Annotated in this window: 8 protein-coding genes; 3 read left to right on the top strand and 5 right to left on the bottom strand. The window is 70.8% G+C overall.

The window, feature by feature from the left end; translation table 11 throughout:
* The first annotated feature begins 103 nt into the window (after positions 1 to 103).
* The 3 genes from dxs (at position 104) to AB0C75_RS27370 (ending at position 4,975) form a co-directional block, all read left to right on the top strand.
* The gene (dxs, locus tag AB0C75_RS27380; RefSeq protein WP_362894375.1) at positions 104 to 2,017 is read left to right on the top strand and encodes a 1-deoxy-D-xylulose-5-phosphate synthase; all 1,914 of its coding nucleotides are present in this window, start codon (positions 104 to 106) and stop codon (positions 2,015 to 2,017) included.
* 155 nt (positions 2,018 to 2,172) lie between these two features.
* Positions 2,173 to 3,681: an amino acid permease gene (locus AB0C75_RS27375; RefSeq protein WP_362894374.1), complete on the top strand. Its 1,509-nt coding sequence runs from the start codon at positions 2,173 to 2,175 to the stop codon at positions 3,679 to 3,681.
* 115 nt (positions 3,682 to 3,796) lie between these two features.
* Positions 3,797 to 4,975 carry a hypothetical protein gene (locus AB0C75_RS27370; protein ID WP_362894373.1) on the top strand — a complete coding sequence of 393 codons (1,179 nt, stop codon included), beginning with the start codon at positions 3,797 to 3,799 and terminating at the stop codon, positions 4,973 to 4,975.
* 142 nt (positions 4,976 to 5,117) lie between these two features.
* On the opposite strand, the gene AB0C75_RS27365 is transcribed toward AB0C75_RS27370, so the two are convergent.
* The 5 genes from AB0C75_RS27365 to AB0C75_RS27345 form a co-directional block, all read right to left on the bottom strand.
* Entirely contained in the window at positions 5,118 to 7,247 is a 2,130-nt protein-coding gene (locus tag AB0C75_RS27365; protein WP_362894372.1) for a 3-hydroxyacyl-CoA dehydrogenase NAD-binding domain-containing protein, read from the bottom strand.
* Positions 7,244 to 8,464, bottom strand: coding sequence for an acetyl-CoA C-acyltransferase (locus tag AB0C75_RS27360; RefSeq protein ID WP_362894371.1), 1,221 nt, complete (start codon positions 8,462 to 8,464; stop codon positions 7,244 to 7,246). The genes AB0C75_RS27365 and AB0C75_RS27360 overlap by 4 nt, the downstream gene beginning before the upstream one ends.
* 272 nt (positions 8,465 to 8,736) lie before the next feature.
* Positions 8,737 to 10,011 (bottom strand): ribonuclease D, encoded by a 1,275-nt coding sequence (locus tag AB0C75_RS27355; protein WP_362894370.1) that lies wholly within the window; start codon positions 10,009 to 10,011, stop codon positions 8,737 to 8,739.
* Positions 10,012 to 10,128: 117 nt separating this feature from the next.
* A complete protein-coding gene (locus AB0C75_RS27350) occupies positions 10,129 to 10,791 on the bottom strand; it encodes a response regulator transcription factor (protein ID WP_033300087.1) in 663 nt (220 codons plus the stop codon).
* Positions 10,792 to 11,011: 220 nt separating this feature from the next.
* Positions 11,012 to 11,671: a DUF3000 domain-containing protein gene (locus tag AB0C75_RS27345; RefSeq protein WP_362894369.1), complete on the bottom strand. Its 660-nt coding sequence runs from the start codon at positions 11,669 to 11,671 to the stop codon at positions 11,012 to 11,014.
* Positions 11,672 to 11,713 lie beyond the last annotated feature (42 nt).

Genomic DNA, 11,713 nt, shown 5'->3' with positions numbered 1-11,713 from the left:
GCGCGCCGCGACGGATTGCGCCGCCCGATGACCGGGGCCGCCGGCGGAACATTAGACTCATCGGATCGCCACGCTCGACCAGCTCACACGCAAGGAGGCACGGGTGGACCTGCTGACCCGCATCAGGGGACCGCGCGACCTGGACCGGCTAGGCCTCGAGCAGCTCGACCAGCTCGCCGGGGAGATCCGTACCTTCCTCGTCGAGGAGGTCTCCAAGACCGGCGGCCACCTCGGCCCGAACCTGGGTGTGGTCGAGCTGACCATCGCCCTGCACCGGGTCTTCGAGTCCCCGAAGGACAAGGTCCTCTTCGACACCGGCCACCAGAGCTATGTGCACAAGCTGCTCACCGGCCGGCAGGACTTCTCGAAGCTCAAGAGCAAGGGCGGACTCTCCGGATACCCGTCCCGTGCCGAGTCCGAGCACGACGTCATCGAGAACTCCCACGCCTCGACGGTGCTCGGCTGGGCCGACGGCCTCGCCAAGGCCAACGAGGTCCTGGGCAAGGACGACCACGTCGCCGCCGTCATCGGTGACGGCGCGCTCACGGGCGGCATGGCCTGGGAGGCGCTGAACAACATCGCCGCCGCCAAGGACCGCCCCCTCGTCATCGTCGTCAACGACAACGAGCGCTCCTACGCACCCACCATCGGCGGTCTCGCGAACCACCTCGCCACCCTGCGCACCACCGACGGGTACGAGCGGTTCCTGGCCCGCGGCAAGGACCTCCTGGAGCGCACCCCGGTCGTCGGCAGGCCGCTGTACGAGACCCTGCACGGCGCCAAGAAGGGCCTCAAGGACTTCATCGCCCCGCAGGGCATGTTCGAGGACCTCGGCCTGAAGTACGTCGGGCCGATCGACGGCCATGACATCGAGGCCCTGGAGTCCGCGCTCCAGCGGGCCAAGCGCTTCGGCGGTCCCGTCATCGTGCACTGCATCACCGAGAAGGGGCGCGGCTACACGCCCGCCCTCCAGGACGAGGCGGACCGCTTCCACGCGGTCGGCAAGATCCACCCGGACACCGGACTGCCCATCTCCACCTCCGGTCTCGACTGGACCTCGGTCTTCGGCGAGGAGATGGTCAAGCTCGGCCACGAGCGTGAGGACGTCGTCGCCATCACGGCGGCCATGCTCCAGCCCGTCGGCCTCGGCAAGTTCGAGGAGGCCTTCCCCGACCGGATCTACGACGTCGGGATCGCCGAGCAGCACGGCGCGGTCTCCGCGGCGGGCCTGGCCACCGGCGGACTGCACCCGGTCTTCGCGGTCTACGCGACCTTCCTGAACCGTGCCTTCGACCAGGTCCTGATGGACGTCGCCCTGCACGGGTGCGGGGTGACCTTCGTCCTGGACAGGGCCGGTGTCACGGGCACGGACGGCGCGTCCCACAACGGCATGTGGGACATGTCGATCCTCCAGTGCGTGCCGACCCTGCGCATCGCCGCCCCGCGCGACGCCGACCAGGTCCGCGCCCAGCTGCGCGAGGCCGTCGACGTGGACGACGCACCCACCGTCGTCCGCTTCTCCAAGGGCGCGGTCGGCCCCGCGGTCGACGCGGTGGGCAAGGCGGGAGGCATGGACGTCCTGCGCGTGGCGGGCACGGACACGCCGGATGTCCTCCTGGTCTCCGTCGGCGCCCTCGCCCCGATGTGCCTGGAGATCGCCGCTCTGCTCGACGCCCAGGGCATCTCCACGACCGTGGTCGACCCCCGCTGGGTCAAGCCCGTCGACGAGGCGCTGGCCCCGCTCGCCGCCGAGCACCGGGTCGTCGTCACGGTGGAGGACAACAGCAGGGCCGGCGGTGTCGGCTCCGCCATCGCCCAGGCCCTGCGCGACGCGGACGTCGACGTACCGCTGCGCGACTTCGGTATCCCGCCGGTGTTCCTCGACCACGCCTCGCGCGGCGAGGTCATGGCGGAGATCGGGCTGACCGCCCCGGACGTCGCCCGCCAGGTCACCGGCCTGGTCGCCAAGCTCGACGGCCGGTACGAGAGCCCCGCGGTGGAGCCCGTCCGCGACTGATCCGCTCCGCGCCCCACTGGGCCGGTCGCCCACCCCACTCGGGTGGTCCGACCGGCCCATTCGCGTGAAATCGGGCCGTACCGCGCCTTCACCGACATGGTGGGGCCCCCGGTTCCGAATCATGGCGTGCACGACGAGTGCGTGGAGGTACGCCGGTGAGCACGCAGCAGGACACGCCCCCCAGCGGAAAGGGGCTGTTCCGGACCAAGACGGTCGAGCAGTCCATCCAGGACACCGAGGAACCGGAGCACGCGCTCAAGAAGTCCCTCTCCGCGCTGGACCTCACGGTCTTCGGAGTGGGGGTCGTCATCGGCACCGGCATCTTCGTCCTCACGGGCAAGGTCGCCAAGGAGACGGCGGGCCCCGCCACGGCGCTCGCCTTCGTCGTGGCGGGCATCGTCTGCGCGCTCGCGGCCCTCTGCTACGCCGAATTCGCCTCCACCGTCCCGGTCGCGGGATCGGCGTACACCTTCTCCTACGCCTCCCTGGGCGAGTTGGTCGCCTGGATCATCGGCTGGGACCTGGTGCTGGAGTTCGCGCTGGGCACCGCGGTCGTGGGGGTCGGCTGGTCCGGCTACGTCCGCTCGCTCCTGGACAACATCGGCTGGTCGCTGCCCGACGCGCTCTCCGGCACGGATGCGGCGAGCGGCTTCGGCTTCGACATCCTGTCCTTCGCCCTGGTGCTGGTCCTCACGGTGATCCTGGTCCTGGGGATGAAGCTCTCCGCCCGTGTGACCACGATCGTCGTCGCCATCAAGGTGGCGGTCGTGGGCGTCGTGATCATCGCGGGCCTGTTCTTCATCAAGTCCGCCAACTACTCGCCCTTCATCCCCGAGGCGCAGAAGCAGACCTCGGGATCCGGCCTGGACGCGCCGCTGGTCCAGCTGATCTTCGGCTACGCACCGACGAACTTCGGCATCATGGGGATCTTCACCGCGGCGTCCATCGTCTTCTTCGCCTTCATCGGCTTCGACGTCGTGGCCACCGCGGCCGAGGAGACCAGGGTGCCGCAGCGTGACATGCCGCGCGGCATCCTCGCCTCGCTCATCATCTGCACCGTGCTCTACGTCGCCGTGTCGATCGTCGTCACGGGCATGCAGCACTACACCGAACTCTCCGTCAGCGCGCCGCTCGCCGACGCGTTCAAGGCCGTCGGACACCCCTTCTACGCGGGCGTCATCAGCTTCGGTGCCGCGGTCGGACTCACCACGGTCTGCATGATCCTGCTGCTCGGCCAGACCCGGGTGTTCTTCGCGATGAGCCGCGACGGGCTGCTGCCCAGGTTCTTCTCGGTGACGCACCCGCGCTTCGGGACCCCGTACCGCCCCACCATCCTGCTCGGCGTGATCATCGCGATCGTGGCCGGCTTCACGAGCATCGACGAGCTGGCGACCCTGGTGAACATCGGGACGCTCTTCGCCTTCGTGGTGGTGGCCCTCGGCGTCATCGTGCTGCGCCGCACCCGCCCGGACCTCCACCGCGCCTTCCGTACCCCCTGGGTGCCGTTGCTCCCGATCGTGTCGGTCGCGGCCTCGGTCTGGCTGATGCTGAATCTGCCGGTCGAGACATGGCTGCGGTTCGGGGTCTGGATGCTGATCGGCGTGATCATCTACTTCACGTACGGACGCCGCCACAGCCGTATGGCGAACACCTCCTCACAGTAGGGCGGCAGGTGGGCGCAGGTCACAATTGATCTCTGTCGAGTATGATCGGGACGCCAGCTGACGCTGTGAAAGCAGAACCGGTCAAGCGCACGCGGTAGAACGGGCGGGGAGCACCATGGGTTTGCGTTCAGGACTCAGGCGCGCCGGGCACCCTGCCGAAGGGACCTCCTCCCGGCCCGCGGACGGGCCGGCTCCCGCACCGCCCGGCACCGCTGCCGCCGCACCGCGCAGGACCGGTTGGCTCGTGCCGGACGGCGAGGGCCGCCTCAGCGCGTACGCCGCCGGAAGAGGCGGGGGCATCGTGCGCTGGACGGAGTCCGCGACACGTCCCTACGCATGGACCCCGCCCGAACTCCTCCTCGCCGACGGGCGGATACTCCCGTACCTCTCCGTCGCACGCGGCCCCCGCGGCTACATCGACCTGTTCGCGATGCGCCGCAAGGGCGGGGGCCCCGAGTCACCCGTCGAGATCGTCTACGCGAGCCAGTACCAGGCGGGCCGCCCGCTGACCGGCTGGCACTCGATCGGCAACCCGCAGGGCAGGGACGCGGCTCCCGCGGCGTCCATCGGCGCGCCGGTGGCCGTCGTCGACGGGAGCGGCAAGGTCCACGTCTTCGTCCGCAGCGCGACCGGCGGGGTGTTCACCCGCCGGCGCAGTCAGCACGGCACCTGGAGCAAGTGGACGGCCCTGCCCTGCGAGGGCGTGCGCGAGGGGCTCTCCCCGGTCGTCACCGGGTCAGGACGTGTCGAGCTCCTCATGCCGGCCGACGACGGTGTGTACGTGTGGCGTCAGGCGAAGCCGGGCGTCCCGCTGGAGCGCGCTCCCGACCTGGCGTACACCGCCCGCCCGGAGTCGGTGTCGGGCATCGGCTCCTACGAGGACAGGGTCACCCACTTCTGGCGCGACGACGCCACGGGTGAGGTCGTCGCCCACCGGCTGACCGAATCCGGCGGCGAGGACACCGCGCCCGACGGCCTCGCTGCGCTGGACGGCCGCTCGGGCCGTGGCCCCGTCGCCCTGTCCCGCTGCGATGTGGACGGCCACGACTGCACCGTGCTCGCCCAGGCCGACGGGAGCGGCACCCTCGCGGTGAGCGCCTATCCGACGGAGCTGGAGTCCGCCGGTGCCTGGTGGACCGACACCCGTGAGCCCTGCGAAGGCGCGCCCGCGCTCGCCCGGGACCGCGCGGGCCGGCTGGTCGTCGCCGCGATCGGCCGCGAGGGCGGGCTGAGCGTGACCAGGCAGCGCACGGACCAGCAGGGGATGGCCCTGAAGGCCTGGTCCCGGGTCTGAGGAGGCCTCCGGGCTCTGACGACCTGGTGCACGACAGAGAGCGGATCAGGTCGTCAGCACACGCGAGAGCGGGCCGTACGGTGATCCGTACGGCCCGCTCAGCCGCTCACGCGGGTCCTGCGCGGAAGGGTGAGGCCTCGGCTCAGGCCGGGACGCTCGCCACGCCCTGCGCGAGGAACGGCTTGCCGTTCACCCGCTCGGAGACGCCCTCGCGGTCCAGGTACGGCGTGATGCCGCCCAGGTGGAAGGGCCAGCCGGCGCCGGTGATCAGGCACAGGTCGATGTCCTGGGCCTCGGCGACGACGCCCTCGGCCAGCATCAGGCCGATCTCCTGGGCCACCGCGTCCAGGACGCGGTCGCGGACCTGGTCCTCGGTCAGGACGCTGTCGCCCTGCTTGAGGAGAGCGGCGACCTCGGGGTCGAGGACGGGCGCGCCGGAGTCGTAGACGTAGAAGCCGCGCTTGCCGGCCTTGACGACCGCCGCGAGGTTCTCGGAGACCGTGAAGCGGTCCGGGAAGGCGCGGTTCAAGGTCTCCGAGACGTGCAGGCCGATGGCCGGGCCGACCAGCTCCAGGAGAACCAGCGGGGACATCGGCAGGCCGAGCGGCTCGATGGCCTTCTCCGCCGTCTCGACCGGGGTGCCCTCGTCGATGATGTTCTGGATCTCGCCCATGAAGCGGGTGAGGATGCGGTTGACGACGAACGCCGGGGCGTCCTTCACCAGCACAGCGGTCTTCTTCAGCTTGCGCGCCACGCCGAAGGCCGTGGCCAGCGAGGCGTCGTCGGTCTGCTCGCCGCGGACGATCTCCAGGAGCGGGAGGACCGCGACCGGGTTGAAGAAGTGGAAGCCGACGACCCGCTCGGGGTTCTTCAGCTTCGACGCCATCTCGGTGACCGAGAGGGACGAGGTGTTGGTGGCGAGGATCGCGTGCGCCGGGGCGACCGCCTCGACCTCGGCGAACACCTGCTGCTTGACGCCGATCTCCTCGAAGACGGCCTCGATGATGAAGTCGGCGTCGGAGAAGCCCTCCGCCTTGTCCAGCACACCGGAGACCAGGGCCTTCAGGCGGTTGGCCTTGTCCTGGTTGATGCGGCCCTTGCCGAGCAGCTTCTCGATCTCGGCCCGGACGTAGTCCACACCCTTGTCGACGCGCTCCTGGTCGATGTCCGTGAGGACGACCGGGACCTCCAGGCGGCGCAGGAAGAGCAGGGCGAGCTGCGAGGCCATCAGGCCCGCGCCCACCACGCCGACCTTGGTGACCGGGCGGGCCAGGGACTTGTCCGGGGCACCGGCCGGGCGCTTGGCGCGCTTCTGGACCAGGTTGAAGGAGTAGATCCCGGAGCGGAGTTCACCGCCCATGATCAGGTCCGCGAGTGCCTGGTCCTCGGAGTCGAAGCCGGCGCCCAGGTCACCGCTCTTCGCGGCGGCGATGATCTCCAGCGCGCGGTACGCGGCCGGGGCCGCCCCGTGCACCTTGGAGTCGGCGATGGCCTTGCCGCGGGCGACGGCCTGGTCCCAGGCGTCACCGCGGTCGAGCTCGGGGCGCTCCACCGCGATCTCGCCCTTGAGGACGGACGCGGTCCAGATCAGCGACTGCTCCAGGAAGTCCGCGCCCTCGAAGATGGCGTCGGCGATCCCGAGCTCGAAGACCTGCTTGCCCTTGAGCTGACGGTTCTGGTTCAGCGAGTTCTCGATGATCACCGAGACGGCGCGGTCGGCGCCGATCAGGTTGGGAAGCAGCACGCAGCCGCCCCAGCCCGGGACCAGACCGAGGAAGACCTCGGGCAGCGAGAACGCCGGCAGCGCACTGGAGACGGTGCGGTACGAGCAGTGCAGCCCGATCTCGACGCCGCCGCCCATCGCCGCGCCGTTGTAGTACGCGAACGTCGGGACCGCGAGGCCGGAGAGCCGGCGGAAGACGTCATGGCCGCCCTTGCCGATGGCCAGCGCGTCCTTGTGGTTCTTGAGGAGCTCGACGCCCTTGAGGTCGGCGCCCACCGCGAAGATGAACGGCTTGCCGGTGACACCGACACCGACGATCGCGCCCTCGGCCGCCTCCTTCTCGACCTGGTCGACGGCGGCGTTCAGATTCGCCAGCGACTGCGGGCCGACGGTGGTCGGCTTGGTGTGGTCGAAGCCGTTGTCCAGCGTGATGAGGGCGAAACGGCCCGCACCGCCGGGAAGGTCGAGATGGCGTACGTGCGCCTGGGTGACTACCTCGCCGGGGAACAGCTCGGCCGCACCCTTCAGAAGCTCAGTGGTGGAGCTCATGCCTGGCCTCCGTTGAAGTTCGGGTTCTCCCAGACGACCGTCGCGCCCATGCCGAAGCCGACGCACATGGTCGTCAGGCCGTAGCGGACCTCCGGCTGCTCCTCGAACTGGCGGGCCAGCTGAGTCATCAGGCGGACGCCGGAGGAGGCGAGCGGGTGGCCGTAGGCGATCGCGCCGCCGTACTGGTTGACACGCTGGTCGTCGTCGGCGATGCCGTAGTGCTCCAGGAAGGCGAGCACCTGCACGGCGAAGGCCTCGTTGATCTCGAAGAGACCGATGTCGTCGATGGAGAGACCGGCCTTGGCCAGTGCCTTCTCCGTCGCCGGGATCGGGCCGTAGCCCATGACCTCGGGCTCGACACCCGCGAAGGCGTACGACACGAGGCGCATCTTGACCGGGAGGCCCAGCTCGCGGGCGGTCTCCTCGGAGGCGAGCAGCGAGGCGGTGGCGCCGTCGTTGAGACCCGCGGCGTTACCGGCCGTGACGCGGCCATGGGCGCGGAACGGGGTCTTCAGACCGGCGAGGGACTCCAGCGTGGTGCCCGGGCGCATCGGCTCGTCGGCGGTGACCAGGCCCCAGCCCGTCTCCCCGGCCTCGGCGTTGGTGCGGCGCACGGAGACCGGCACCAGGTCCTGCTGGATCTTGCCGTTGGCGTACGCCTTGGCGGCCTTCTCCTGCGAGCGGACCGCGTACTCGTCGGCGCGCTGCTTGGTGATCGTGGGGTACCTGTCGTGCAGGTTCTCCGCGGTCATGCCCATGAACATGGCCGACTCGTCGACCAGCTTCTCCGACACGAGACGCGGGTTGGGGTCCACGCCCTCGCCCATCGGGTGGCGTCCCATGTGCTCGACGCCACCGGCGATGACGATGTCGTACGCGCCGAAGGCGATGGAGCCTGCCGTCGAGGTGACGGCGGTCAGGGCGCCCGCGCACATGCGGTCGATGGAGTAACCGGGCACGGACTGCGGCAGACCGGCCAGGATTCCCGCGGTGCGGCCGAGGGTGAGGCCCTGGTCGCCGATCTGAGTGGTCGCGGCGATGGCGACCTCGTCGATCGTCGCGGGGTCCAGGTCCGGGTTGCGGCGCAGCAGCTCCCGGATGGCCTTCACGACGAGATCGTCGGCGCGGGTCTCGTGGTAGATGCCCTTCGGGCCCGCTTTGCCGAACGGGGTGCGGACGCCGTCGACGAAGACGACGTCCCGGATGGTACGAGGCACGGTGGCTCTCCTCCAGGGTGCGGGATGGCACTGCTGCGGGCGCACGCATCGGCGCGCCACGACCCTCATGCTACTTGCGGGTAACTGGCCTGCCCACCCCCCGTCGCCGGAGCGGCGAACGTCACACGGACAGGGGGCACGGCGGGTGGCCCGGGACGGCCGGGGAACTGGCGTGAATTCGATCCTCCTGGACGACGTCCTCCACGGGGTCCCGACACGCGTGTGTGCCCCCTGCCGGAGGCCGGCAGAGGGCACAGACGCATACGGGCGGGTCAGGCGCTGGTGTCCAGGGCTCGCAGCAGCAGCGGGCCCACCTGTTCGATCTGCCAGCGGCGCGCACCGTGTCCGGCCAGCGCGGTCTCGACCGCACCGGGGGTCAGGACCTTGGGCGGCTCCCAGCAGACCCGGCGCACGGTGTCCGGGGTGATCAGATTCTCCTGCGGCATGTGCAGCCGCTCGGCGAGCTCCGACACGGCCGTACGGGCCGCCGAGAGACGGGCCGCGGCGGCCGGGTCCTTGTCCGCCCACGAGCGGGGCGGCGGCGGACCCGCCGGCTGCTGTCCCGGCTGCGGCAGATCCGACTCGGGCAGCGCCTTGGCCCGGTCGACGGCCGCCTGCCACTGCTCCAGCTGACGGCGCCCCATGCGGTGGCCGAAGCCCGGCAGGGCGGTCAGCGCGGTCACGTTCGCCGGGAGCGCCAGGGCGGCCTCGACGATCGCGGCGTCGCCCAGGACCTTGCCTGGGGAGATGTCACGGCGCTGCGCCACCTGGTCACGGGCGGTCCACAGCTCCCGTACGACCGCGATCTGACGGCGGCGGCGCACCTTGTGCATGCCGGAGGTACGGCGCCACGGGTCCTTGCGCGGGGGAGCGGGCGGCGCCGATGCGATGGCGGCGAACTCCTCCAGCGCCCACTCCAGCTTGCCCTGCCGGTCCAGCTCCTCCTCCAGGGCGTTGCGCAGGTCCACCAGCAGCTCGACATCCAGCGCGGCGTAGCGCAGCCAGGGGTCGGGCAGGGGGCGGGTGGACCAGTCCACCGCGGAGTGGCCCTTCTCCAGGGCGTAGCCGAGGACGTTCTCCACTATGGCGCCCAGGCCGACGCGCGGGAATCCCGCGAGCCGTCCGGCGAGCTCCGTGTCGAAGAGCGAGGTCGGGGTCATGCCTATGTCGCGCAGGCAGGGGAGGTCCTGGGTGGCGGCGTGCAGGATCCACTCGGCTCCGGTGAGGGCCTGGCCGAGCGTGGACAGGTCGGGGCAGCCGACCGGGTCGATCAGTGCGCTCCCGGCACCCTCGCGGCGCAGCTGCACGAGGTAGGCGCGCTGCCCGTAGCGGTAGCCCGAGGCGCGCTCGGCGTCGACGGCCACGGGGCCGGTGCCCGCGGCGAAGTCCGCGACCACCTGGGCCAGCGTGTCGTCGGTCGCCACCACCGGGGGGATGCCCTCGCGTGGTTCGAGCAAGGGGATCGGCGCCGGGGCGACGTCGTCCGGGGGGGCGCCCCCGGTGGTTCGCAGTGAAGTGTCTGCTGCGGTCTCTTGGGCGTCGGTCACATGCCAAGGGTATCTGTGTATGTGCGTCGCCCGTCGACGGAACGTTCCGTCGACGGGCGACGATGCACGTAAACCGGCCGGTTACGCATCCACGCAGGTGCCTGCGGGGTGCCGCGGTCAGTGGATGATGCCTGTTCGCAGGGCCACGGCGACCATTCCGGCGCGGTCTCCGGTGCCGAGCTTGCGGGCGATACGGGCGAGGTGACTCTTGACCGTGAGGGCGGAGAGGCCCATCGAGACGCCGATGGCCTTGTTGGACTGGCCTTCGGCGACCAGGCGGAGCACCTCCACCTCGCGGCCGGAGAGTTCGCGGTAGCCGCCCGGGTGGCTCGGGGAGCCGGGAGGCCTGCGGTGCATACGGGCGGCATTGGCGCCGATCGGGGCGACGCCGGGACGGGTGGGGTGGCCGATGTTGGTACGGGTGCCGGTGACGACATAGCCCTTCACGCCGCCCGCGAGGGCGTTGCGCACCGCGCCGATGTCATCGGCGGCGGAGAGGGCGAGGCCGTTCGGCCAGCCGGCGGCTCGGGTCTCGGACAGCAGGGTCAGCCCGGAACCGTCGGGCAGGTGGACGTCGGCAACGCAGATGTCGCGCGGGTTGCCGACGCGGGGGCGGGCCTCCGCGATGGACGACGCCTCGATGACGTCACGAACTCCGAGGGCCCACAGATGGCGGGTGACGGTGGAACGGACGCGCGGGTCGGCCACGACGACCATGGCCGTCGGCTTGTTCGGGCGGTAGGCGACCAGGCTTGCGGGCTGCTCGAGGAGAACGGACACCAGGCCTCCTGGGGGAGTGGCGGGACGGGCCGGCTCGGGGGGTGAAGCCGGGGCGAACCATGCTTGAAGGGTCATTGACCTCTTCGGCAGCAGGTGCGTCCTCCTTTAGAGGAAGATCACGATTTAGTGAGTAACAATTCGGGCAAATAGGACGCGCGATCGATTGTACGAAAAGAGAGCCGGTCCCTGTGCGACCGGCTCTCCCGAAGATGACGCAGCGTTATGAGACCTGTGGCCCGCGCCGCTGGGGCAGCGTCACCACGGCCGTGTCCGCCGTGCCCGACGGCGGCAGACCGGCGAGCTGACAGAGCAGATCGCCCCAGGCGACCAGGTGCCCCGCCGTGTCCGGCACCCCGCCCCGCCCCTCACGCGGCGTCCAGGAGGCCCGGATCTCGATCTGCGTCGCAGGCCGGCGTGCGGACAGCGAGCCGAAGTAGTGCGAACCTGCGCGCGTCACCGTCCCGCCGGCCTCCCCGTACGAGAGCCCCCGGGCGTCCAGTGCCCCCGTGAGCCAGGACCAGCACACCTCGGGCAGCAGCGGGTCGGCCGCCATCTCCGGTTCCAGTTCCGCCCGTACGAGCGTCACCAAGCGGAACGTGCCCTGCCAGGTGTCGTGTCCTGATGGATCGTGCAGGAGGACCAGACGCCCGTCGGCGAGGTCCTCCTCGCCCTCCACGACGGCGGCCTCCAGGGCGTACGCGTGCGGGGCGAGCCGCTGCGGCGGCCGTGTGGGCTCGACCTCCAGTTCGGGGCGCAGGCGCGCGGAACGCAACGCTTCGACCGCCGACCGGAACACGAGCGGGACAGTGTCGCCGTCCGCGCCCTCCTCGCTGTCAGTGCCATCGGATTGATCGGAAAATTGTCCCTGAGCCGGAGCCATGCGGGGAAGAGTAGGCGGAACCGGAGCGCCGTGCAGGGAGGG

It is taken from the genome of Streptomyces sp. NPDC048565 (assembly GCF_040650935.1).
GTDB lineage: Bacteria > Actinomycetota > Actinomycetes > Streptomycetales > Streptomycetaceae > Streptomyces.
The sequence above is the reverse complement of the archived record's forward strand: the minus strand, read 5'-3'. Positions and strand labels throughout refer to the sequence as shown.